Source organism: Bacillus sp. AFS040349, assembly GCF_002577655.1.
Classification (GTDB): domain Bacteria; phylum Bacillota; class Bacilli; order Bacillales; family Bacillaceae; genus Metabacillus.
Window position 1 is genome coordinate 94913 of sequence record NZ_NUMC01000007.1, and the last position, 23336, is coordinate 118248.

Annotated in this window: 23 protein-coding genes; 15 read left to right on the forward strand and 8 right to left on the reverse strand. The window is 34.8% G+C overall.

All coding sequences use genetic code 11. From position 1 onward, the window contains the following. Nucleotides 1-31: 31 nt before the first annotated feature. The gene (locus COD11_RS01420; protein ID WP_098794968.1) at nucleotides 32-1105 is read left to right on the forward strand and encodes a M42 family metallopeptidase; all 1074 of its coding nucleotides are present in this window, start codon (nucleotides 32-34) and stop codon (nucleotides 1103-1105) included. Nucleotides 1106-1127: 22 nt separating this feature from the next. Further along, entirely contained in the window at nucleotides 1128-1652 is a 525-nt protein-coding gene (locus COD11_RS01425) for a DUF84 family protein (protein WP_098794969.1), read from the forward strand. Between the two features lie 47 nt (nucleotides 1653-1699). Here COD11_RS01425 and COD11_RS01430 read toward each other — a convergent pair whose 3' ends face one another. Together COD11_RS01430 and COD11_RS01435 are read right to left on the reverse strand one after the other, a co-directional pair. Continuing rightward, nucleotides 1700-2758 (reverse strand): alpha/beta fold hydrolase, encoded by a 1059-nt coding sequence (locus COD11_RS01430; RefSeq protein ID WP_098794970.1) that lies wholly within the window; start codon nucleotides 2756-2758, stop codon nucleotides 1700-1702. Then, nucleotides 2751-3410: a hypothetical protein gene (locus tag COD11_RS01435; protein WP_098794971.1), complete on the reverse strand. Its 660-nt coding sequence runs from the start codon at nucleotides 3408-3410 to the stop codon at nucleotides 2751-2753. The genes COD11_RS01430 and COD11_RS01435 overlap by 8 nt, the downstream gene beginning before the upstream one ends. 223 nt (nucleotides 3411-3633) lie before the next feature. Here COD11_RS01435 and COD11_RS01440 point away from each other — a divergent pair, with 223 nt between their 5' ends. Both COD11_RS01440 and COD11_RS01445 read left to right on the forward strand, forming a co-directional pair. Further along, nucleotides 3634-3870, forward strand: coding sequence for a hypothetical protein (locus tag COD11_RS01440; protein WP_098794972.1), 237 nt, complete (start codon nucleotides 3634-3636; stop codon nucleotides 3868-3870). Nucleotides 3871-3906: 36 nt separating this feature from the next. Further along, nucleotides 3907-4773: a R2-like ligand-binding oxidase gene (locus tag COD11_RS01445; RefSeq protein ID WP_098794973.1), complete on the forward strand. Its 867-nt coding sequence runs from the start codon at nucleotides 3907-3909 to the stop codon at nucleotides 4771-4773. 33 nt (nucleotides 4774-4806) lie between these two features. Here the strand turns inward: COD11_RS01445 and COD11_RS01450 are convergent, their stop codons facing one another. Further along, complete coding sequence (locus COD11_RS01450) at nucleotides 4807-5250, reverse strand: YtoQ family protein (protein WP_098794974.1); 444 nt, start codon at nucleotides 5248-5250, stop codon at nucleotides 4807-4809. A gap of 194 nt (nucleotides 5251-5444) precedes the next feature. Between COD11_RS01450 and COD11_RS01455 the strand changes: the two genes are divergently transcribed. The 6 genes from COD11_RS01455 to murC all read left to right on the forward strand — a co-directional run bounded on the left by COD11_RS01455 (nucleotide 5445) and on the right by murC (nucleotide 12638). After that, entirely contained in the window at nucleotides 5445-5942 is a 498-nt protein-coding gene (locus tag COD11_RS01455) for a hypothetical protein (protein ID WP_098794975.1), read from the forward strand. 181 nt (nucleotides 5943-6123) lie between these two features. Continuing rightward, nucleotides 6124-6441, forward strand: coding sequence for a thioredoxin family protein (locus COD11_RS01460; RefSeq protein ID WP_098794976.1), 318 nt, complete (start codon nucleotides 6124-6126; stop codon nucleotides 6439-6441). Between the two features lie 51 nt (nucleotides 6442-6492). Further along, nucleotides 6493-7296, forward strand: a complete 804-nt coding sequence (locus COD11_RS01465) for a DUF1444 domain-containing protein (protein ID WP_255301514.1) — start codon at nucleotides 6493-6495, stop codon at nucleotides 7294-7296. A gap of 427 nt (nucleotides 7297-7723) precedes the next feature. After that, nucleotides 7724-10348 (forward strand): DNA translocase FtsK, encoded by a 2625-nt coding sequence (locus COD11_RS01470; RefSeq protein WP_098794977.1) that lies wholly within the window; start codon nucleotides 7724-7726, stop codon nucleotides 10346-10348. A gap of 149 nt (nucleotides 10349-10497) precedes the next feature. After that, the gene (locus COD11_RS01475) at nucleotides 10498-11139 is read left to right on the forward strand and encodes a hypothetical protein (protein ID WP_098794978.1); all 642 of its coding nucleotides are present in this window, start codon (nucleotides 10498-10500) and stop codon (nucleotides 11137-11139) included. Nucleotides 11140-11339: 200 nt separating this feature from the next. Further along, nucleotides 11340-12638, forward strand: a complete 1299-nt coding sequence (murC, locus tag COD11_RS01480) for a UDP-N-acetylmuramate--L-alanine ligase (protein WP_098794979.1) — start codon at nucleotides 11340-11342, stop codon at nucleotides 12636-12638. 57 nt (nucleotides 12639-12695) lie between these two features. Here the strand turns inward: murC and COD11_RS01485 are convergent, their stop codons facing one another. Then, nucleotides 12696-13811 (reverse strand): aminopeptidase, encoded by a 1116-nt coding sequence (locus COD11_RS01485; RefSeq protein WP_098794980.1) that lies wholly within the window; start codon nucleotides 13809-13811, stop codon nucleotides 12696-12698. Between the two features lie 195 nt (nucleotides 13812-14006). Here COD11_RS01485 and COD11_RS01490 point away from each other — a divergent pair, with 195 nt between their 5' ends. The 3 genes from COD11_RS01490 to ytxJ are packed head-to-tail and all read left to right on the forward strand — an operon-like array spanning nucleotide 14007 to nucleotide 15342. Further along, a complete protein-coding gene (locus COD11_RS01490; protein WP_098794981.1) occupies nucleotides 14007-14441 on the forward strand; it encodes a DUF948 domain-containing protein in 435 nt (144 codons plus the stop codon). A 34-nt stretch (nucleotides 14442-14475) separates the two neighbouring features. Beyond that, on the forward strand, nucleotides 14476-14958 hold the full coding sequence (locus COD11_RS01495; protein WP_098794982.1) for a YtxH domain-containing protein: 483 nt from the start codon (nucleotides 14476-14478) through the stop codon (nucleotides 14956-14958). A gap of 54 nt (nucleotides 14959-15012) precedes the next feature. Further along, nucleotides 15013-15342 (forward strand): bacillithiol system redox-active protein YtxJ, encoded by a 330-nt coding sequence (gene ytxJ, locus COD11_RS01500; protein WP_098794983.1) that lies wholly within the window; start codon nucleotides 15013-15015, stop codon nucleotides 15340-15342. 218 nt (nucleotides 15343-15560) lie between these two features. Here ytxJ and COD11_RS01505 read toward each other — a convergent pair whose 3' ends face one another. Continuing rightward, nucleotides 15561-17708, reverse strand: coding sequence for a cell division protein FtsA (locus tag COD11_RS01505; RefSeq protein WP_098794984.1), 2148 nt, complete (start codon nucleotides 17706-17708; stop codon nucleotides 15561-15563). Between the two features lie 327 nt (nucleotides 17709-18035). Here COD11_RS01505 and COD11_RS01510 point away from each other — a divergent pair, with 327 nt between their 5' ends. Together COD11_RS01510 and ccpA are read left to right on the forward strand one after the other, a co-directional pair. Continuing rightward, nucleotides 18036-19112, forward strand: a complete 1077-nt coding sequence (locus COD11_RS01510; protein ID WP_098794985.1) for a bifunctional 3-deoxy-7-phosphoheptulonate synthase/chorismate mutase — start codon at nucleotides 18036-18038, stop codon at nucleotides 19110-19112. Between the two features lie 401 nt (nucleotides 19113-19513). Then, nucleotides 19514-20515, forward strand: coding sequence for a catabolite control protein A (gene ccpA / locus COD11_RS01515; protein ID WP_098794986.1), 1002 nt, complete (start codon nucleotides 19514-19516; stop codon nucleotides 20513-20515). Between the two features lie 96 nt (nucleotides 20516-20611). Here the strand turns inward: ccpA and COD11_RS01520 are convergent, their stop codons facing one another. Genes COD11_RS01520 through COD11_RS01530 form a run of 3 tightly spaced genes read right to left on the reverse strand, consistent with a single transcriptional unit; the run spans nucleotide 20612 to nucleotide 23095 of the window. Beyond that, complete coding sequence (locus COD11_RS01520) at nucleotides 20612-21769, reverse strand: acetoin utilization protein AcuC (protein WP_098794987.1); 1158 nt, start codon at nucleotides 21767-21769, stop codon at nucleotides 20612-20614. Further along, the gene (locus COD11_RS01525) at nucleotides 21766-22410 is read right to left on the reverse strand and encodes an acetoin utilization AcuB family protein (RefSeq protein ID WP_098794988.1); all 645 of its coding nucleotides are present in this window, start codon (nucleotides 22408-22410) and stop codon (nucleotides 21766-21768) included. Before COD11_RS01525 ends, COD11_RS01520 begins: the two co-directional genes overlap by 4 nt. 52 nt (nucleotides 22411-22462) lie before the next feature. Further along, nucleotides 22463-23095: a GNAT family N-acetyltransferase gene (locus COD11_RS01530; protein WP_098794989.1), complete on the reverse strand. Its 633-nt coding sequence runs from the start codon at nucleotides 23093-23095 to the stop codon at nucleotides 22463-22465. Nucleotides 23096-23336 lie beyond the last annotated feature (241 nt).

Consider the following 23336-nt stretch of genomic DNA (forward strand, 5'->3'; position numbering starts at 1 on the left):
AAAATTTAAAAAAGATGAAAAGAGGGAAAACATGAATCAAGAAACATTAGAGTTGTTTAAAACATTAACAGAGCTGCCAGGTGCACCAGGGAATGAGCATCAAGTACGTGCATTTATGAAAAGTCAATTAGAGCCAATATCAGATGAAATTGTTCAGGATAAATTAGGTGGAATCTTTGGGGTTCGAAAAGGCGAGGAAAACGATCCAACGATTATGGTAGCTGGACATATGGATGAAGTAGGATTTATGGTTACTGCTATAACAGATAATGGGATGCTGCGTTTTCAGCCGTTAGGTGGATGGTGGAGTCAGGTACTTCTTGCGCAAAGAGTACAGATTATTACAGACAATGGACCTGTTATTGGGGTTATAGGCTCGATACCACCTCATTTGTTGAGTGAAAGTCAGCGCGCAAAACCAATGGACATGAAGAACATGCTTATTGACATTGGGGCAGATAATCGTGATGATGCAAAGAAAATTGGAATCAAACCAGGACAACAAATTGTCCCTATTTGTCCATTTACACCTATGGCAAACCCTAAGAAAATTTTAGCCAAAGCTTGGGATAATCGCTATGGATGTGGACTTGCAATTGAATTATTAAAAGAGTTAAAAGATGATAAGCTGCCAAATACATTATATTCAGGTGCCACAGTACAGGAAGAGGTTGGATTAAGAGGTGCGCAAACAGCCGCAAATATGATTAAACCAGATTTGTTTTTCGCATTAGATGCTGGTCCGGCAAATGATATGAGTGGAGATAAAAAAGAGTTTGGTCATATTGGCAAGGGAGCAGTTCTACGAATTTACGACAGATCGATGGTTACACATCGTGGGATGAGGGAGTTTGTTCTCGATACAGCAGAAACAAATAAGATTCCTTATCAATATTTTGTTTCACAGGGAGGAACAGATGCAGGTCGAGTACATGTATCAAATCAAGGTGTTCCTTCGACTGTAATTGGAGTAAGCTCCCGCTATATCCATACTTCTGGATCTATTCTTCATGTTGATGATTATGCAGCAGCAAAAGAGCTTCTCAAACGGTTAGTTAAACAATGTGATGCAACAACGGTTACAACAATAAAAGAGAATTCCTAAGAGAATAAGGGAGAGGCATACCGTGAGAATAGCAATTGGAACAAAAAATCCGACAAAAGTAAATGCAGTAAAAGATGCCTTTGCTAAACATGTAGATGCAGAATTTATATCAACAAATGTTACATCAAATGTTTCTGCACAGCCTATAACTGATCACGAAACGTTAACAGGTGCTATGAACCGAGCGAAAAATGCTCTCGAGGCTGAAGGTTCAGACTCAGATCTTGGGGTAGGTTTAGAAGGTGGCCTGGTAAAAACAGATTTTGGTTATTTTTTATGTAATTGGGGAGCACTTGCTGCACCTAAGTCACAACCAATTATTGCAGGTGGGGCTAGAATAATGATTCCTGATGAAATAGGTGATCTTGTTTTTAGTGGACGTGAATTAGGGGATGTAATGGACGATTATGTAAAGAAAAACAATGTTCGCCAAAATGAAGGGGCAATTGGAGTCTTTACAAATGGACTTGTAGATCGCACAAAAATGTTCCAAGAACTTTCAAGTCTTCTTATCGGTCAATATTTATATCAACAGAAACATAAATAAGAAGTAAGAAAACCCTTCAGTTATCTCTTTACTGAAGGGTTTAGAATTTAAATAGGGTCAGAACGTTGAGGAAGCCAGTTGGCTAAGAAAGGTGGTAAATCTTTATCATTTGCCCGAGTGGTATGGCCTCCATTTTCTAATTTAAAGGTTTTATCTTTACTTGAAACAAAGTCAATGACACGGATATTTTGCTCTTTTAATACAAGTCTGTCAAAATCAGTTGATATAACAAGCAGATTAGCAGTAATATTAGCTAAGTTTGCCTCTTTGCCATGAATCATTAATCCGCCATTAATCAATTTGTTTTCTTTTCCTAATTCCTGCATTAACTCCCTCATAGCTGCACCTGTAAATGGGATATGTCCATCTGTCCATTTTTTTAGCCTCTTCCACTTTTTTACATATTCATCATCATATGCTTTATTCAGTAATGATAAGTAAGGACTAAAATAGATGGGGTTTGTCACCATTCTCATGGCTGCTTTCATAGAATTTCCGGAAATAAGACCGGTTGTATCAAGCAGCTCACTCACATCAAGTTTACCTTCTTTACTTGCATTAGCTAGTTCCTCAAAAAAAGGAACTGTTTCAAAATCGATTGGCGATACATTTAAAATCAAGTTGCGAATTGGTTCGTCGGCAATTGTGGCATACATGGTTGCAAGAGTACCACCTAAGCAATAGCCAATGATTGTAACTTCTTCAGCACCTGAATGTCTTAATGCTCGTCGAACACCTTTTTGAATATAATCAACAACATAGTCACTCGCAGTAATGTCTTTGTCTTCATATCCTGGGATACCAAAATCTAATAAATACACTTCAAAACCTTTTCGTGTGAAATTTTCAATGGCACTGTTACCAGGTGCCATGTCTAAAATAAACGGCTGATTAACTAATGAATAAACAAGAAATAAAGGTACCTTATATTTTTTTTCAGCAGGCGCATAGTACCATAATGTTGCTTTATTCTTTTTCCAAACAGTTTCTCTAGGTGTAGCCCCAACTTTAGGCTCAGGACTACTCCATACCCCAAAGAAAGTTTTCCATCTTTTTATTTCCTGATCAAGATCATAAGTCGGAGTGGATGGTTGTTTTTTATCCATTTTTTTTCTTTCTCTTTCTTTTTTCTTTAAGAAGCTGTAGTAGTTTCTGATTTACTTCTTGAAAATCAACTTGACCAGGTGGTTTCATTAGTTCTTTATGAAGTTCATCTTTCAGTGAATGAGAAGAGGATAAACACATTTTTTTCTTCTTTAATAGTTCTTTACTGCATTTAATCACACGTTTCTTAAGTTTATCTTCTAGTTCCTCTAACGGTTTAACAATTTCTTCTTTAATATGGCTAGTAGGATTTTTTATTAAATCCGCCAGTTCATTTCTGAGCTTTTCATCTAGTCCTTCAAAGCGATGTTCTGTTAGGTTTTTCAAAAGTGTCTTTTTTATATCTTTTAACATATCTAACACCTCGTGTATTTCATCTTCCAAATCATCGAGTTTATCTTCCGACTGAACAATTAACTTACCTAAACGACCTACATCTTTCTTAGTAGGGAAGTTTAATTGTGCGGATAATTGCTCTACATATTCATGAACAGCTTCCATTAAATGTGCTAAAACTTTACCGGCTGAATTGGCTGCAACTGCTACTTCTTTATGATCTAATTTATCTTGAATATATTTATTGAGTTTATGTTCCAGAGTAAAACCAAGTTGTTTTAGCAAAGGAAATAATTCAGGTGTTTCGTTCTTACTCATGTTATAGCTCCTCCTATCTAAGTAAAATCAAAAAATTTATTACTATAGTATAGGAGCGCATTCTATTATTTGTGCAAAAATTAATGAACGAGCCTTTGCCTGTTTTTAAAATAGTTAATTAATCTAGTCCAAGTTTCTAGCAACTAGTGTAATAACCGTTACAAACCTATGTTAGTGTGAATAAACTAAGTTTGTTCATTCTAATTAGGGAGGGGATTTTAAGATGGAAGAAAACCAATTTAAGAGTTTATTGGACGAAAATAATCAATATAGTAAAGTTAGAAATATTTACGATCAATTAATCTTATCAAGCCAATTTCATGATATGGATGTTGAAACATTAGATGCTTTTTTAACACATTTTGAACTAAAAGATGGAATTACTTTTGAAGAATTTATAGGTTTATATAAAATATTTGATGCTATATATGAAAAAGATAAATTTCCAATTATTTTTTAAGCTATTTTATGGTGTTTATAAAGGGGGGAGATTAAATTGAGAAAAAAGCTTATTACGACGAGCTCAAAAGGACTAATGACAGATTCCTTTCCCTATCAGCTGTATCAAAAGGCAAAAAAATATGGGACATGGAATCCTAATGAAATTGACTTTTCACAGGATAAAGAAGATTGGAAGAATCTAAGTGAAAAGCATCGAGAATGGATTGTAAGACTTCTTGCACAGTTTCAAGGTGGAGAAGAAGCTGTTACACATGATTTATTACCACTATTAAAAGTAGTTGCTGAGGAAGGTAGATTAGAGGAGGAAATGTTTTTAACAACATTCCTTTTTGATGAAGCGAAACATACAGAATTCTTCCGGAAGGTTTTGGATGAGCTTGGGGAAAAGGGGGATTTAACACATTTCCATTCAAAAACCTATCGTAAATTCTTTTATGAGATACTTCCAGAAACTATGGAGAAGCTCTGGAAAGACAGGTCACCTGAGAGTTTAGCAGATGCTGCCACTGTGTATAACATGTTTTCTGAGGGAGTCCTAGCAGAAACAGGTTATAAAGTGTTTGCAGATGGTCTGAATAAAATGCGGAAAATGCCCGGGTTATTAAAAGGAATTGAGCATTTAAAAATAGATGAATCAAGGCATATTGCTTATGGAACGTTTTTATTACAAAGGTTAATTAATGAACACCCTCATTTACTAGACAGAGTATTAAAAAAGCTTGAACAATTAGCACCACTTTCTTTAGCTCTAAATGCTGAAGGAATGATAATGGGTGAAGGTGAGCATGACAAAAAAAGCAACTCAGAGCTTATGGAATTTACAAAAAAACAACTTAAAGCTAGAGTAGAAATTCTTTCAAGAGCAAAAAGTCAGCAAATAGATACGATGAAACCTAAATGAAAAGACTAGGGCAGTGTACCCTAGTCTTTTAACTTATGCTTCAACTACATACGATAGGACATCAAGTGCTTGTTGAATGTTTTCAACAGTTACATTTGCTTTATTAGACAACTCTTTTAATGGATGATGAAGCTGTTCAGGTCTTATTAAAATAAGAGGTTTGTTTAATGTAATAGCTGTACTTGCGTCCATTGCGGTATTCCACTGCTTGTATTTTTCTCCAAATAGTGCGATAACAAGGTCAGCTTTATTCATTAACAAAGATGTTCGCAAATTATTAATACTTGATGCAGCTTCATCTTTGTAAACAGGTCCAGGTTGTTCTCCAATAATTTTTTCACCAATATCATCGGATAAATCATGTCGTTCCATTGGTCCTACAAATTTAAAAGGTAAATTACGTTTTGCTGTTTCCTTTTTTAATTGCTCGCGCCAATCTGTATGTATTTCTCCTGCCAAGTAGACAATAAATTCCATCATATCCCTCCAAATAGAGTTTACACCTATTTTACCATATTTTATCCAAAACCAAAGATTTCAGCTTATTCACTTTGTCTTGCTAATATAAAAAAGAAGAGGTTATGATGTAAGAGACTCTATGTAAAAGCAAATTTTAAGGTCTAAATAAATAGCTGCTAATTTCTGTAGGATTCATAAAAAGGGGGATTTATATGAGGAAATATAGCTGTTTCATGCTGGTCATAATTTTATTCCTACTTTCAGGTTGCACCCAATCTGAAGAGAGTCTTAGGAATGATTCTATTGATCACACAAAACAGGCATTTGATAATGAGGAGTTGGAAGTTAATGAAGAAACAGAACAATTTTCATTTTACTTGCCAAATGATTTTAAGATAAAAGAAAAAAATGATTATAATGTATTACTTGAAAATGGAGATAAAAGTTATATCCTTTTTGTTAATTTGAAAGAGCCAAAAAGTAGTAAAGTTTCCTATGAAACTCTAACAGAGCAGTATCAGGATCCATTTATTTCAAAAACGTATGAACAAAAGGATCGCTTTGGTTACTTATTTGTCGTTAAAATTGAAGAAAATAAATATGAAGTAACAGTTGGCGTAGGAGGCACAAAGGTAACTACTGAAGCTAAGGGGAACGATGTAGTAGAAGACGCTGAAGCTATGATGATGATTGCTAATTCTGTTCAATAAATAGGTTTTCTATTACGTGCAAGATGGGAAAGTGGAAACATATACAACAATCATATACACTAGAACTACGCTTTTTGTTTAAGATAATATGCTATCTACAAAAGGTGTGAGGAATTCTCAAATGCCGACTAAGTTAAGATGAACAACTTATGATAACAAACCATTTTTTAGGAGGATTATAATGCAAAAATTAATATCAGTAGATGAATATAAACAAATTATAGAACATGAAAAGGTCATTTTCATGTTCTCAGCAGACTGGTGTCCCGACTGCTGTGTGATTGAGCCAGTTCTTCCAGAGCTAGAAGAAGAAAACAGTACATTTACATTTTATTATGTAGATCGAGATCAATTTATTGACCTTTGTGTTGAACTGGACATATTTGGTATTCCGAGCTTTGTTGCCTTTCATAAAGGAAAAGAAGTTGGCCGTTATGTAAATAAAGAAAGAAAATCTAAAGAACAAATTCAAGAATTTATCAATACAATAACTGTTTAACATGTATTTGGTTTATTTGTGGAACTTCTTATAAGGGAAGGAGGAAGAAATATGAAAATGACATCAAGAAAATTAATTGAAACCCTAAAGGGAAAACTTTCAAATCCACAATGGCAATTTGATTTTGATCGTGAGAAAGATACGTTAAGAGTGGAGGATTCTCTTAGCAAAAAAGGTGTAACCTTATCTCTTCCAGGTATAATTGCAAAATATGAAACCTCGAAGCAGAAAGCGATAGATGAGGTTGTTTATTATGTTAAGGAAGCATTAACAGTGATGAACGAACAGCAGGATTTGTCTGGAAAGGAAAAAAATATATTTCCAGTCATTCGATCCACGTCTTTTCCAACAGAGAGCAATGAAGGTATAGCTTTATGTTATAGTGAACATACAGCTGAAACACGTATTTACTATGCGCTTGATCTTGGAAGTACATACCGCTTAATAGATGAAAAGATGATGAAAAGAGAAAATTGGACGAAAGATCAGATTAAAGAAGTAGCTGCTTTTAACTTAAGATCTTTAAAGATGAGCGTAAAAGAAGATATAGTTGCTGGTAATGTTTTTTATTTTCTAAATGCAAATGATGGTTATGATGCAAGTAGAACTCTGAATGAAAGTTTATTACAATCTTTTGCAGAGAAAATAGAAGGGAAAATGGCTGTAGCTGTTCCACATCAAGATGTGCTAATTATAGTAGATGTTCGGAACGATACCGGCTATGATATTTTAGCACAATTAACGATGAGCTTTTTTGCAAGTGGCACAGTTCCTATTACTGCCCTATCCTTTTTATATGAAAACAATGAGCTTGAACCTATTTTTATACTAGGTAAAAATAAACCTCATAAATAAGGGAGCATTCTTAAAGCAATCGGTAGTTTTACGGTTGCTTTAAGTTTTGTAGCCAAAAAAATCATTTCCTTTTTTTACCCCTTTAAAGTAAAAATTTATTTCGAACATATATATTAGCTATATTGTCAAAGAAAAAGAGGCAGCCGTGATATAAGATTATTATATTCGGTCTACCTCTTTTCTTTTGTGTTTGTATTTGAAGCAGATGCCAAATGAAAATCACCGTCCAATATAAACTAATAACTTTTCAAAAGAGACTATACTTTTATCTACAAAAATAGACATTTATTGATACAATAGAATATATGTTTTTACAAGCAAGCTTATCAGATTTGTAAATACAAATATTCATAATCTCTCACCTAGTTAGGGTGAAAGTAAATGTATGTGATTATTTTTGCTGAATATATTGAAAGAGTGATTAAAAATGAGTTGGATGAAAAAACTATTTTCTTATTTTTTAGGAGATGACGAAAAAGTAAGTGAAAACAGTGAGACGAGAGAACATGAGCAAGAAGCTCAAAGAAACATAGGGAGTGTTTCAAAGAGTGAGAATGAAACACAAAATCATCATAAGGCAGAAGCAAGAGTTTCTTATCAATATCCTAAAGGGAATTTCCGTTTTCCAATGATACCTGATGAAAAACAAACATCAAGAGATATGCGGCCAAGGCGTTCAAGTCATGAAAAACTTCAAACAAAGAGCGAAGTAAGACCTGTCTTGCCGAATCATAAATCTGTGAAGAAAAGATCCATCGAGGAAAATGTAGAGGAAAAACCAATAAAAAAGAAACAACCATTTTACCCTACTTCCATCCCATCTCCGATTTATGGTTTTCAATCAAAAGAAGAGAGGATGCAAAGTAGAGAAACACAGCATACGAAACAAAAACAACCACAAAGTTTAGCGGATAGCAGTTACATGGAGGAATCTGTTACTTACAAGATGGAAACAGAGGTTCCAATACAGTCTAATTATGAAATGGCAGATACTCCTGCTGCTTTAAAAATACAGGAAGAAAATGACCAGCAAGCAACAACTATTGAACAATATGACCGTTCTGACGAATTTCAACAAGAAGAGGAGACTACAGTTACATACTCTCTTGAAGATCATGAGATCGAAGAAATGGTATATGAAACAAATGCTGATACGGTGATTGATGATAAGGAAGATGATGATCTTGTAGATGAAGCACTTTCCATTGTTAAAACTGAGTTTAATAAGAAACAACCACCTGTTGAATTTGATCAAGCTCTAGAAATTGAACAAATTGAACAAGAAAGTGTTGAAATGAAACCATCATATAATGATCAATATGAAGAAGAAGAACAAACTGAATTTTATCTAAATGAAGATCAAAGCGAGACATTTTTTAAGGAAACAAAGGTTTCAGGATTTGAAAATGAGTCATTTGAAGAATCAATAAAAGAACAAGAAGAACCAATCTTACACCAACCAGAAACGCCTAAACAAGAAAGCAATAATCGAAAAACATTACCATTTAACGTCATGATGCTTGGAAGAGATAAGCAAAAAATTCGTGAAAAAACAGTGCAAGTTCAAGAACAAACACAAGAACAAACACAAGAACAAACACAAGAACAAACACAAGAACAAGCACAGGTAGGGAGTTATCAATTTCCATCGCTTGGATTTTTAAATATACCAGAAAAAGAATTAACAGAAGACCATACATGGCTTGAGTCACAAAAAGACCTTCTAAACCTTACATTAAAGAATTTTAATGTGAGAGCAAGTGTAGTAAATGTAACCCAAGGGCCTTCTGTAACAAGATTTGAAGTTCATCCCGAACCGGGAGTGAAAGTTAACAAAATTACAAACTTAAGTGATGATATTAAATTAAGTTTAGCTGCTAAGGATATTAGGATTGAGGCTCCAATTCCAGGGAAAAATACGATTGGAATTGAGGTGCCGAATAAGGTAGGTAAAATGGTTTATTTACGCGAGATTTTAAGAAGTTCAGAATTTCGTAATAATCCTTCCCCTATGACCGCAGTACTAGGTTTAGATATTGCTGGTCAGCCAGCAGTTACTGATTTGAAAAAAATGCCTCATGGTCTTATAGCTGGAGCAACAGGATCAGGTAAAAGTGTTTGTATAAACACAATTTTGGTGAGTTTATTATATAAAGCCTCACCACATGAAGTGAAATTAATGTTAATTGATCCAAAAATGGTTGAATTAGCACCTTATAATGATATTCCACACCTTGTCAGTCCTGTAATAACGGATGTGAAGGCTGCAACTGCTGCATTGAAATGGGCTGTTGAGGAGATGGAAAGACGTTACGAATTATTTGCTCACTCCGGCACAAGAGAGATTACGAGATATAATCAGCTTGTTAAGGAACATAATCAGGGAGAACATCTCCCATATCTTGTTATTGTTATTGATGAGCTTGCTGACTTAATGATGGTTGCTCCTAATGATGTAGAGGAAGCCATTTGCCGTATTGCACAAAAAGCTAGGGCGTGTGGAATTCACTTAATCGTTGCGACCCAACGCCCATCTGTTGATGTAATCACTGGTTTGATCAAAGCTAATATTCCAACTAGGATAGCCTTTTCTGTTTCATCTCAAGTTGATTCAAGAACAATTATTGACGTGAGCGGTGCAGAAAAACTTCTTGGTAAGGGTGATATGCTCTTTTTGGAAAATGGGTCATCAAAAGCAGTTCGTCTTCAAGGTACTTTTGTATCAGATGAAGAGATTGAAAGAGTCGTAAAGCATGTGAAGCTTCAATCAAAACCGGAATATTTGTTTCATCAAGAGGAATTGGTGAAAAAAGCAACCATTCAATCTGAGGAAGATGAATTATTTGTAGAAGCATGTGAATTTGTTGTTAATCAAGGTGGAGCTTCGACATCAAGCTTACAAAGAAGATTTAGAATTGGCTATAATCGAGCAGCACGCCTAATTGACATGATGGAAGACCAAGGAATTATCTCTGAAAATCGTGGCAGCAAACCTAGAGATGTTTTAATTTCGGAAGAAGAGCTTGATTCTATTCATGAAAGTAATGTGTAATAAGATAAATAAAGGTAACCAGTCTTAATTGGTTACCTTTAAAACATCATTCAAGATATGCTATTATACGTTTATCAAAGTAGGTTATGTTAAAGGTGTTTCAGTGAAGGAAAAAAGTAATTTTACATAACTTGAAGTAGGGTTGTAGTATGGATAATATTGTTTATCTTCATAATCTTCGTGAGGAAAAAGAAAACCAATTAGTCAGCTTTGTTTCTCAACATACATCTGCTGCGCATACGTATGTAGAACGTCAAGTTAATATTAGAGAAAAAGTAAAGGCAAAGCATATCTTTTCTGAACAAATTTCTTTAGAAAAAGGTGTTGTTTTTTCTTCTTTACAAGAAAAGCTTTTTAATGATTGGTTTACTTACGATTATGTAACAATTAGTGGCATGACTATTTATCAAAGCTATATTAAAAACGAAAATGGACAAAAGCACCCACTAGATTCTGTTGTCCATGCCCTTTTTATGGCGAGTGTACTTGAACCGTTTAAAGTAATAAAAACGGTTGGGGAGAATATACATGCTAAGAAATTACTTACTGGTGAAGAGTGTGTGATTAAAACGGATAGAAAGGTTGAAGAGGTCGAGCCTTCAAGCATTTTGTTTCTTAGATCAATACCTTTACTAGATGGACAATTATGTGTAAGCGATATGTTTATTCAACAGGATCATACCTTAATTGATTTGTTATTAACGGAATTTAAAAAAAGTAACGAAAGCTGGCGTACATTTTTAAAGAAATATTCCATAAAATATAGTTGGACTAGTCAATCAGTGAAATAAAAGGTGGATAAAGTTGTAAACTTTATTTTTCATGGTCATAATGAATGGCAAATGATATAATATATTTTCGTAAGCTGATTACATATTAAAAAACACAAGAAATTAGAAGCGATTCTTAATCGTTTTATATACATGGGTTGCAAATCAAGATAAGCGTCATATACTGTCAATCAGATAGACGTTTGTTGGAGGTTCTTATTATGACTGTTTATCATTTTGTTGGAATTAAAGGGACTGGAATGAGTGCCCTTGCACAGATTTTACATGATATGAATTACGAAGTTCAGGGCTCTGATATTGAGAAAAAAGTGTTTACAGAAAAGGCCTTAGAAGCACGTAATATTAAGATATTACCTTTTTCAAAAGATAATATTAAAGAAGGCTTAACAATCATTGCAGGAAATGCGTATCCCGATACACATGAAGAAATTGTAGAAGCTAATTCTTTAGGTTTACCTGTTATTCGTTATCATCGCTTTTTAGGGGAGTTTCTCCAAAAGTATATAAGTGTAGGGATAACTGGTGTACACGGAAAAACATCCACAACAGGATTACTTTCTCATGTGATTCAGGGTGCAGAACCAACGTCATACTTAATCGGTGACGGTACTGGTAGTGGGGTACCGGATAGTAAATATTTTATTTTTGAAGCATGTGAATATCGTAGGCATTTCTTATCTTACGAACCTGATTATGCGATTATGACCAATATTGATTTTGATCATCCTGACTATTTTTCAAGTATTGAGGATGTTTTTAGCGCGTTTCAAGAGATGGCACTTCAAGTTAAGAAAGGGATCATCGCCTGTGGTGATGATGAACAGCTTCAACAAATTCAAGCAAAAGTTCCTGTTGTTTATTATGGATTCGGTGAAGACAATGACTTTCAAGCCAGAAATGTTGTAAAGTCAACTGATGGTACTTCATTTGATGTATTTGTACGCAATACATTTTATGCTTCGTTCAAGATCACTTCATATGGAGACCATAGTGTACTAAATGCATTATCAGTTATTGCTCTTTGTCATTATGAAGGAATTGACGTTGAGATTATTCAAGAAAGATTGCAAACATTTCAAGGTGTTAAAAGACGTTTTAACGAGAAAAAAATTGGCAATCAAATATTAATTGATGACTATGCTCATCACCCAACAGAAATTAATGCAACAATTGATGCTGCTAGACAAAAATATCCTGACAGAGATGTTGTTGCTGTGTTTCAACCACATACATTTACAAGAACACAATCGTTTTTAGAAGAGTTTGCAGAAAGCTTACAAAGAGCAGATTATGTTTACCTATGTGACATATTTGGATCTGCACGGGAAAATGTTGGAAAGCTTACGATCGACAACTTACTAGAGAAAATCGATCATTCTCAGTTAATTAGAGAAGATGAAACATCAGTTCTTAAGGCTCATGATTCGGCTGTATTAGTATTTATGGGTGCCGGTGATATTCAGAAATATCAAGAAGCATATGAAAATGTTTTAGTTTAAACAAAATAAAAAACAGCTGACTTTCTTATCGAAAGTCAGCTGTTTTCATATAAATGATTATTTTAAATTCTCAGGATTTAATGCTTCTAATTCAGGGATCACAAACCGACCATCTTTACGAATTAATACATCATCAAAATAAATTTCTCCTCCGCCGTACTCAGGACGTTGAATCATCACCATATCCCAATGGATGTTGGAGTTGTTTCCATTATAGGCATCTTCATACGCTTGCCCAGGTGTAAAGTGAAAGCTGCCATCAATTTTCTCATCAAATAAAATATCCTGCATTGGATGTTGAATAAAAGGATTCACACCAATTGCAAACTCTCCGATGAAGCGAGCTCCTTCATCTGTATCAAAAATCTTATTAATTCTTTCTGTATCATTTGCTGTTGCTTCAATAATTTTTCCGTCTTTAAACGTTAATTGTACATTTTCATAGGTAAACCCATTATAAGGAGAAGGTGTGTTATATGTAATTTTCCCATTTACTGAATCACGGACGGGAGCGGTATATACCTCTCCATCAGGAATGTTCATTTGACCTGAGCATTTAATAGAAGGAATATCACTAATTGAAAAGCTTAAGTCAGTATCCAAACCTGTTAATCGTACTTTATCTGTTTTGTTCATAATTTCAACTAATGCATCCATCGCTTTGTCCATCTTACTATAATCTAAATTACAAACATTAAAATAAAAATCTTCAAATTGTTCCGTACTCATTTTTGCTAATTGAGCCATGGATGATGTTGGATAGCGTAAAACGACCCATCTTGTTTTTGGTACCCTGATTTCTCTATGTACTTTTTGTCCAACTGTTTTTCCTTGTAATTTCATCTTATCATCAGGAACATCTGCAAGCTCATTAATATTATCCCCGGAACGAAGACCGATATAGGCATCCATCTGACTCATAACCTGTGCTTCAAATTGAGCAATCATGTTATATTGTTCCTCTTGTCCTCCTATCATTAGAGCGCGATCTACTTGGTGATCTTTAAGAGATACAAAAGGATAACCCCCTGCAGCATAAGCTTCTTTTACAAGGGCAACAACGAGTTCGCGTTGAAGTCCGAAATTTTCAATCAGTACTTTTTCACCCTTTTGTAATTTAATTGAATAATTTATTAGGTTTTTTGCTAATGTTTCAATACGTGGATCTTTCAATTGAAATCCTCCTTTTAATGAGATGCATCTCTATTTTACCCCATCTTAGTAAAACAATGGTCATGAATGATAACAGTTACAAAATTATTAAGAGAGATGTCTAATCATAAGGAGATTTTAGCTTTTATGTAAGATTTATGTTTATAATAGTAGTGGATGGGTAATGAAAAAGAAGAGGTTTAGGAGGTGTGACATATGATTCTTATTTTATATTTAAGTGTTGCTTTAATTGCCATTGCATTTACTATTTTAGTTATTTATGTGTCCAAAACATTGAGGGCATTACAGTCAACTTTAACAAATGTTGCGGGAACTTTATCAGGTCTTGAAAAGCAAATGGAAGGTATAACAACTGAAACAACGCAATTATTACATAAAACAAATGCTCTTGCAGAAGATATTCAGCATAAGTCAGATAGGCTGAACACAGTAGTTGAGTCGGTTAAAGATGTAGGAGACACCATTCAGCAGCTTAATACGACAGTGAAAAGAGTGACGACAACTGCCTCAACAAATCTTGAACAAAATCAAGATAAAATTAATCAAGTGGTTCAATGGAGTAATGCTGCAATGGAAATATGGGCAAAATGGAAACAGAAATCGGAAAACAAGCAACAAATTAATGGTTAATAAGTAATATATCCAATAGAGGAGGTCGAACGAAATGGCTAAAAAAAACAATGGTAAAGACTTTATTATCGGTTCACTTGTAGGAGGACTTGTAGGTGCAGCAACTGCGTTATTTTTAGCACCTAAGTCAGGGAAAGAAATACGTGATAACTTAAGTGAGCAAGCAAGCGTGATGAAGAATCGAACTGGAAAATTGACAAATGATGCCTTAGAAAAAAGCTCAGGGTTAGCATCATTGGCAAAAGAAAAAACATCTTCATTATCACAGGTTGTTACAGAACAATCCTCACAAATAATGGATAAAGTTCGTTCCATTACAAAAACAACTGAGTCAGAAGATCAGGCAGAATTTGTAGAAAAAGAAATAACAAATGCTTTAGAGGAGCTTACAGAAGGATCAGATGGACAAAAAGAAGAAGCTTCTGTAGAGGAACCTAATGAAAACACACAAGAAACTAAACAACCATCTCAGGAAGACTCTAGTCAATCAGAAGAGGAAGTAAAAACAAATAGTTAATAACTAAAAGCAGTCTGAAGCTGCTTCTCATTAGCTGTAGAAGGGTGAAATGACGTGAGCAATCAATTAATTGAAACAGTAGACCAATTTGAAGAATTATTTCAAAAACATGAAGAATTTCTATTTGTTAAAAACAGCCTAACATGTCCAATCAGTCAGGCAGCTTTTGAAGAATATCAAGAGTTTGCAGGGCAATATAACGAGTATCCTTGTTATCATTTGCATGTTCAGGATTCTCGTCCATTATCTAACTACATTGCTGAGCAATTTGCCATTAAGCATGAGTCACCACAAGCATTGTTATTTAAAGGAAAAGAAATTGTGTGGAATGCTTCTCACTGGAAAATAACAAATGATGCATTAAAAAAAGAAATTAATGGGTAATAGAAAAAGTGTCTAACTCTTAATTGAGTCAGACACTTTTTTGTTCCGGTTTAGGAAAATTGTAAACTGCACTAATTTTTGATAACGCTTCGACATCCAGCTCCAGTGCCTAGACCCTCGAGGTCATAAGCCAATTTAGAATATAAGGCAAAAAACGCCTTCTATTCTAAATCGTCTTATGCTTTTCGGGCCTGAACGAGGCACTTGCGCTTTTGGTTTTAATCCATCCATTTAATTGTAAGTTCATCCCCAGGTGTAAGGGGCTCCTGAAAGTTAACTTCTTGATTATTTCTTAAAAGTGTAAATTGACTGTTTGCCGTACTAGGAATTTTTAGATCTACAACAGCAAACAGGTCTTGAAAAATAAAAGGTTCAATTACTCTCTTTTTAGTTGTAAGCTCATCACCATTATAGATGAGGTCTGTATTAGTTAACTTTACATCCTTGCGAAAAAATTCGGTAACAGGCTTTTCAAGGTTGATAGATTTTCCATTATAGATAATAGGCAGGGTTTGGTTTTGTGTTAAATCAGCTTCTTGGACAAACTCCTGAAGTGTGGGGATCTTCGTTTGTTGCATGGTGATGATATCCCCATCTTCGAGAACGGAATCTTTAAAAGCGATTAAGCCGTTTTTAATGATCTTTCCTGAAAATACCTGAATGGTATGGATCTTATTGTCTATTTTTACAGAAAACGTTCTTAACTTATCAAGTTCTTTTCCATGCCCAATACTTTTAACAAAAGTCTCTATGGATGAAGGGATGATACATGTTACTCTGTCACGGTCTGATAAAATAGCTTCCTTTGATACTTCTTTGTCATTTAATAAAATACTTGCATGAAGAGTATAGGATTCACCATTTATACTGATTGTTTTAGAAGGAATCTCATCAAGTATAGAGCCAATTGAAACAACTGGAGCTTTTCCATCTATTCCATTTTCAACCGTAATAATGTCTCCGTGATTAATAGGATCTTCTAGTGAGCAGTTTTCTCCGTTTTTTCTAATTAATGGTGCTGTTCCATGTTCGCCCGGAATGGTAATCGCCTGCCCATTAACATTTACAAATAAAGCCATACCGGGCTTTCCATATAGTTTATTAAGCTGAATTCCCGAAGCTAATAAGCTATCTGCTACGGTTAAAGCTTTCATATGAAAAAGTCTAACGGAGCGTTCATTCACTTTTACACTAATATACTGTATAGGGTTTTGCTTAGATGAAACAGCAATACCAATAGGAGTAACAAGTTCAGGTCCTTTGTTAATATGTTCGGCAAGTTCAAGTTGAGAAATAGCATCAATTCCTCTAATGGCAACACGATTTTCAGCCAATTCTAGAAGTGCTGCAAGTCTTCTAGCTAATTCTGGAGTTTGACTTCCCCCGCCAACTAGCATGACGGCCTTTGGTGAATGATTATTATTTAGTCGTAAAATTTCATCTTTAATTGCTTTTGTTAACCGATCAATCGCTGGTGAAATTTTCGTTATAACATCTTCTTTTGGTAATTCTGCTTCAAAACCTAGAATATCAGTTATGGTAATAGTTGCTTCGGTAAGTAATTCTCTTTTTGCTTCCTCAGCTTTAGGGAAGTCCAGTAAAAATTCATCCGAAACAGCTTCTGTTATTTCATCCCCAGCGATAGGAACCATGCCATAAGAAATGATTGTGCCCATATCTGTAATCGCAATATCTGATGTACCTGCTCCGATGTCAACAAGTGCCACATTTAATCGTCTCATGGAAGAGGGAATTAACACATTGATAGCTGCAATTGGCTCTAATGTTAATGCTTCCATTTCGAGATTTGCACGATTCAAGGCAGCTAATAAAGATTCGACAACAATCTTTGGCAAAAAAGTAGCGATAATGTCAACACTTGCTTCTTCACCTTGTTGATCTATTAAACTACCTATTTCCTCACCATCTAATTTGTAATGAAGAACTGAATAACCAACACAATCATAATGATGTGAACGTTCGTTTTCATGTTTTTCAGCAAGCTGTTTTTGCGCAATTTGAACAGCCATTAATTCTAAATGAAGAATATCTTCTTTTTGAATCATAGGCTTTCCGCTAATCTCTATTGAAATGGTTGCTCTTTCTGTTTTTAATGCACGACCGGCAGCGGCTACGCATACTTTATGAAGAGGACCATAAACGTGTTCAAGCTCTTCTTTAACAGAAGTAATGACATTGGCTACAGATAATACATCATGTATTTGACCATCAAGCATGGATCTTTTATCATGTTCTTTGATAACAGTGTCCATGATATGATAGAAGCCGTTTTCTTCTTTTAAAATTAAACCAACAACAGATCTTGTTCCAATATCAAGAGCAAATGTTAAATCTTTGTTTGTCATGATCGTTACACCTTCTTTAAACAGAGTTTTTTTAAATAAACCTCTGAATATGATCTTTCCTCTAATTTTGCATGTATTCATTATAAAACCAAGGTTAACAGGTCTTTATAAAGTACGTATGGCTATACACTTTACCGCTTAAAAGCTTAAAAGCGTTTAAATGTTAAAGTTTTTAATGACAATCACTATTTTATCGTTTATAATTACAACTAATTATAGAAAATGTACCACACTTTAATGGAATGATAAAGAAAACCTTATGTTGCAATACTTCATTCATTAGCGTGGTTATTATTTTCAAAAATTGATTGCGAAAGGATGAGAGAGATGAGTAATGCGGAATTAGAAGCATTAAGAGAGAGAGCAGATGAGATTAATTTACAGATTTTAAAGTTAATTAATGAGCGAGGAAGAGTTGTGCAGGAGATCGGGAAAGCGAAAGATGCACAAGGTGTACATCGTTATGATCCTGTTCGCGAGCGCAAAATGTTGAATAGTATTAAAGAATATAACGATGGACCATTCGAAAACTCTACCTTACAACATATTTTTAAAGAAATCTTTAAAGCTAGTTTAGAGCTTCAGGAAGATGATCATAGTAAAGCTTTACTTGTGTCACGTAAGAAAAAACCTGAGGACACAATTGTAGAAGTAAACGGTGTAAGAATTGGTGATGGCAGTCAATCGTTTATTATCGGTCCATGTGCTGTGGAAAGCTATGATCAGGTAGCATCTGTTGCAGAACAGGCTGTGAAACAAGGGATTAAAATTCTTCGCGGTGGTGCGTTTAAACCACGTACTAGTCCATATGACTTCCAAGGTCTTGGTCTTGAAGGTTTAAAGATTTTAAGAAAAGTTGGAGATGAATATGGCTTAGCTATTATTAGTGAAATTGTTAACCCGGCTGATATTGAAACGGCGCTAGACTATGTTGATATCATTCAAATTGGTGCACGTAACATGCAAAACTTTGAATTGTTAAAAGCAGCTGGAGCTGTTCGAAAACCAGTACTCTTAAAGCGTGGCTTAGCAGCAACAATTGACGAGTTTGTTAATGCTGCAGAATATATTATCTCTCAAGGAAATGACCAAATCATTTTATGTGAGCGTGGTATTCGTACTTACGAGCGTGCTACTAGAAATACATTGGATATTTCTGCTGTACCAATTTTAAAACAAGAAACTCATTTACCAGTCTTTGTTGATGTAACTCATTCAACTGGAAGAAGAGATTTACTTGTTCCAACAGCGAAAGCAGCATTGGCTATTGGAGCTGATGGTGTAATGGCAGAAGTTCATCCAGATCCTGCTGTTGCTTTATCAGATTCCGCGCAGCAAATGGATTTTGATCAATTCAGCAATTTTATGTCTGAACTAAAACCTTTGGTAAAAGTAAACGCATAAGAAACAATCTATTGAAGAGGCTGACTAAAAGCAGGAACTTGTTAAAGCTACTTAATGTAGTTAAAAGTTTCTACTTATGTCAGCCTCTCTTTATTTCTATTTTTATTCATAAAAATTTAATTTACAGGTAAAAATGTAAATAGAAGAATATGAAAATGACAGTATTCTTGTTTTTAAATTCGTATATATGTGAAAAAACGAACAAATATGTGACAACAACGTAAAAAAGCGATGAAATAGATTGCAGACGTTTTCAGAGTATCGTATGATAAGGTACATAGAACGGGATAAAGTACTTATATACGACAAGAGGTTACAGCTTATTACATAGCAAAGTATCATAATGAACGTAATGAAAATAGTAAATATATATTTCGTATGTATTTGAAGGAGTGTTGATAATGTCAAGTGTTACAATATATGATGTTGCTCGTGAAGCGAATGTTTCAATGGCAACTGTTTCTCGTGTAGTAAACGGAAATCCCAATGTTAAACCAACAACAAGAAAAAAAGTTTTAGATGCTATTGAGCGATTAGGGTACCGCCCAAATGCAGTTGCTAGAGGATTGGCTAGTAAGAAAACCACAACTGTAGGAGTCATTATCCCAGATATCTCAAGTATTTTCTATTCAGAATTAGCCCGTGGAATTGAAGATATCGCTACGATGTACAAGTACAATATTATTTTAAGTAACTCTGATCAAAATAAAGATAAGGAATTACATCTGTTAAATACAATGTTAGGGAAACAAGTGGACGGAATTGTGTTCATGAGTGGAAATGTAACAGAAGAGTTAGTTGAACAATTTAAACGTTCTCCAGTACCAATTGTATTGGCAGCATCTGTTGATTTAACCGGAACAACACCTTCTGTTAATATCAATTACGAGCAGGCAGCATATGATGTTATTTCTATGTTAATTGAGAAGGGACATAAAAGAATCGCATATGTTGAAGGACCAGCAGAAGAGCCTGTTAACCGTTTGAAAAAATCAGTTGGATATAAACGTGCCTTAGAAGAGGCAGGACTTCCTTTTGATGAAGAATTAGTTGTCGAAGGTGATTATACGTACGATTCTGGAATTGAAGCTTTTGATAAGATTGATGAATTACAGGAAAAACCAACAGCGATTTTCGTTGGTACAGATGAAATGGCCTTGGGAGTTATTCATGGTGCACAAGATCGTCAATATTCAATTCCTGAAGATTTTGAAATAGTTGGTTTTGATAACACAAGACTTGCAACAATGGTACGACCACAGTTAACAACTGTTGTTCAACCGACTTATGACATCGGAGCAGTTGCTATGCGTTTATTAACAAAATATATGAATAAAGAAGAAGTAGAAAATCATATTGTAGAGCTGCCACATCGAATTGAGTATAGACAATCAACTAAATAATGGAATAAACAAAGAACGAGCAAACCTTTTGATTTGCTCGTTTTGTTATATAATGGAAGAGTTTAGTGTTTTTCTATTTTAATCAAAATCATAAAATTATTTATTAGGTCGAATTGGTAAAAGTGCTTTTTCAACTGTTAAAGCATTTTTTTCTTCAATTTCTGCTTTTCTAGGGATCGGCTTATAAAGATCTTCATGATCGTACCAACGCTCTGGTAATTTAACTGGAGATTTTTTTTGCCATTTATCAATCCATGATTTAGGGATGGTATCCGGTATGTTTTTTTGATTCATTTCAAGCCATATTAAGCTCCATGCTCTAGGAACAACTCTCCAAATATCATAGCCTCCACCACCAACTGCAATCCATCGGCCATCGCAATATTTGTGGGCAATTTCATGAGCAATTTTAGGAATTTCGTGATAAATGTCCATTGTCGCAGACAAGTGTGTTAAAGGATCATGATAATGTGCATCAGCGCCGTTCTGTGTTAGTATAACATCTGGTTTAAAAAAAGCGGCAACCTCCTCTAAAGAGGTGCGGTAGGCATGAAGCCACGACTCATCCTCAGTGAAGGCATCTAGAGGAATGTTAAAGGAGTAGCCATATCCTTTACCTGCTCCACGTTCTGTTACATTTCCTGTTCCAGGGAATAGGTATCTGCCCGTTTCATGGATAGAAAGTGTACATACATTTGGATCATCATAAAAAGTCCACTGAACTCCATCGCCATGATGAGCATCGGTATCAATATATAAAACTTTTACACCATATTTCTCCTGCATATATTTAATCGCTACAGAGCTATCATTATAAATGCAAAATCCGGATGCTTTTCCTCTAAAACCATGATGTAGACCTCCACCAAAATTTGCTGCATGTGTTGCTTTCCCTTCCATTACATAATCAACAGCAGTCAATGTTCCTCCTACAAGTAATGAACTTGCTTCGTGCATGTTAGGAAAGATTGGAGTATCTTCTGTGCCGATCCCATAGTTTAGTGCTTCCTCATTCTGTAATTTTCCATGTCCAGCTAATTCTACAGCTTTAATATATTTTCGATCATGAATAAGTGCTAATTCATCTATTGTAGCCATTCTAGGTGTAACGAGGTCTGCTTCATCAAGTGCCTTTATCTCTTTTAGTAGATCATAAGTTAGTTCAACTCGTAATTGATTAAAAGGATGATCATTATGAAACTTATATTGCTGAAATAGGGGGGAGTAGACAAATACAGTATCTTTCTTTGTCATCTAGCATTCTCCGACATATCAGGTGATAATACTTGATATCCTTCAGCTTTTAAGTCATTTATGATCATTGTGACATTTATTGTTTGAATACGAAAAACAAGTATTTTAAATTTTTCGTCCGTATCAGGATAGATAAGAGCACTTGCAATATTTGCTTTTCTTTTTAGTAAAATGGAAGCAACCTCAGCTAACATTCCAGCTTTATTCGGAACTTTTATTTCAATATGTGATGCAGGCTGGTCAGCACCCGTTAGTTTTACAAATGTATGTAATAAATCCGACTCGGTAATTAGCCCAACAAGCTGATGATCCTGAAGAATTGGTAAACAACCAATTCTGTTATCAATTAAAATGGCTGCAACTTCTTCAACAAAGTCTAGTGGATGTCCGGTAATAAGATCCGTGGACATAATTTTTTTAATAGGTTTGTTTAAAAAATCCTCTTTTAGCTCCAGCTGGAAAATAGATGGACTGGCATCTTTAACATCTCTTTCCGTCACAATCCCAACTAATTGATTAGATTCGTTAACAATTGGAATATGACGTATTTTATTTTTTTTCATTGATGCTAGTGCGAGACTTATAGGATCATCAGAACGTAAGGTAATGATGTCTTGCTTCATGATTTGTCTAACAATCATTGTTTTTCCCTCCCAGGGTTTAGGTTAGCGACGATCTGTTTATCTATATGAATCAATACATGAAACGGTTTTTAAACCGCAGCTGATCAAACTTTTGAACAGATTCAGAATGGATTCTTTTTCCTATTCTAGCCATAAGGCAATTTGCTGGGTGGGAACTTATTTCAGGTTCATCTGTAGCGTACCATTCTAAACCACCAGCATTCATCATTTTTTCCATTACTTTTCGATATTCCCACACATTTAATCCAGATCCTTTTAAGTCCCAATGCCAATAGTACTCTGTTGTAATGATAATATAATCTTCCATTGCATCATCCATCATAGAAACTCTTAGGAGATTTTTTCCTACTGAATAACCGCGGAATTCAGGAGCAACTTCAATTGCCCCTAATTCTATTAATTCCTCCATATTTCCTTCAGACCATCTTTCGAGTGGGTCAGGGTAAAGGTATGTAACATATCCAATGATAACTTCACGGTGTCTAGCTATAATAATTCTTCCTTCAGGTAATCCTGCGATTTCCACCAATGCTTTTTGTTGTTGTTTAGGCTGACGAAAGGCTACTAATCCTTCGTGAAATTCGTAGCCTGCAAGCTTATCAGGTGGAATTGGCCCTTCAATAAAAATACTGCCGATCGGTGTTTTTAATTCTTTTGCATTATATGTCTTAGGATGATTCATTAGGTCACCGCCCTTAATTGTAATAGAATTGTTCTTCAGTTGATTCACAGATTTTTAGAAAAAACAATGTGAAATTAAATTTTCAAAAAGTGATTTTAATAAAAGTCTATTATTTGGCATACCTTGTTAATTTTTAAAACAGTAGTTGTAAAAATTGGTTCGTTCCATTGCGCTCCAGACACTTGCTTTCCGCGGGGAGGAAGCTGAGCCTCCTCGGCTTCGCCTGCGGGGTCTCAGCCTT

What these genes read in the sequence shown, in the direction of transcription:
- COD11_RS01490 (WP_098794981.1), top strand. Translation starts at nt 14,007, where the DNA reads ATGATTCTTATTTTATATTTAAGTGTTGCTTTAATTGCCATTGCATTT.
- COD11_RS01525 (WP_098794988.1), bottom strand. Translation starts at nt 22,410, where the DNA reads ATGATTGTTAGACAAATCATGAAGCAAGACATCATTACCTTACGTTCT.
- COD11_RS01520 (WP_098794987.1), bottom strand. Translation starts at nt 21,769, where the DNA reads ATGACAAAGAAAGATACTGTATTTGTCTACTCCCCCCTATTTCAGCAA.
- COD11_RS01530 (WP_098794989.1), bottom strand. Translation starts at nt 23,095, where the DNA reads ATGAATCATCCTAAGACATATAATGCAAAAGAATTAAAAACACCGATC.
- murC (WP_098794979.1), top strand. Translation starts at nt 11,340, where the DNA reads ATGACTGTTTATCATTTTGTTGGAATTAAAGGGACTGGAATGAGTGCC.
- COD11_RS01440 (WP_098794972.1), top strand. Translation starts at nt 3,634, where the DNA reads ATGGAAGAAAACCAATTTAAGAGTTTATTGGACGAAAATAATCAATAT.
- COD11_RS01450 (WP_098794974.1), bottom strand. Translation starts at nt 5,250, where the DNA reads ATGGAATTTATTGTCTACTTGGCAGGAGAAATACATACAGATTGGCGC.
- COD11_RS01420 (WP_098794968.1), top strand. Translation starts at nt 32, where the DNA reads ATGAATCAAGAAACATTAGAGTTGTTTAAAACATTAACAGAGCTGCCA.
- COD11_RS01460 (WP_098794976.1), top strand. Translation starts at nt 6,124, where the DNA reads ATGCAAAAATTAATATCAGTAGATGAATATAAACAAATTATAGAACAT.
- COD11_RS01465 (WP_255301514.1), top strand. Translation starts at nt 6,493, where the DNA reads ATGAAAATGACATCAAGAAAATTAATTGAAACCCTAAAGGGAAAACTT.
- COD11_RS01505 (WP_098794984.1), bottom strand. Translation starts at nt 17,708, where the DNA reads ATGACAAACAAAGATTTAACATTTGCTCTTGATATTGGAACAAGATCT.
- COD11_RS01435 (WP_098794971.1), bottom strand. Translation starts at nt 3,410, where the DNA reads ATGAGTAAGAACGAAACACCTGAATTATTTCCTTTGCTAAAACAACTT.
- COD11_RS01455 (WP_098794975.1), top strand. Translation starts at nt 5,445, where the DNA reads ATGAGGAAATATAGCTGTTTCATGCTGGTCATAATTTTATTCCTACTT.
- COD11_RS01495 (WP_098794982.1), top strand. Translation starts at nt 14,476, where the DNA reads ATGGCTAAAAAAAACAATGGTAAAGACTTTATTATCGGTTCACTTGTA.
- COD11_RS01470 (WP_098794977.1), top strand. Translation starts at nt 7,724, where the DNA reads ATGAGTTGGATGAAAAAACTATTTTCTTATTTTTTAGGAGATGACGAA.
- COD11_RS01510 (WP_098794985.1), top strand. Translation starts at nt 18,036, where the DNA reads ATGAGTAATGCGGAATTAGAAGCATTAAGAGAGAGAGCAGATGAGATT.
- COD11_RS01475 (WP_098794978.1), top strand. Translation starts at nt 10,498, where the DNA reads ATGGATAATATTGTTTATCTTCATAATCTTCGTGAGGAAAAAGAAAAC.
- ccpA (WP_098794986.1), top strand. Translation starts at nt 19,514, where the DNA reads ATGTCAAGTGTTACAATATATGATGTTGCTCGTGAAGCGAATGTTTCA.
- COD11_RS01430 (WP_098794970.1), bottom strand. Translation starts at nt 2,758, where the DNA reads ATGGATAAAAAACAACCATCCACTCCGACTTATGATCTTGATCAGGAA.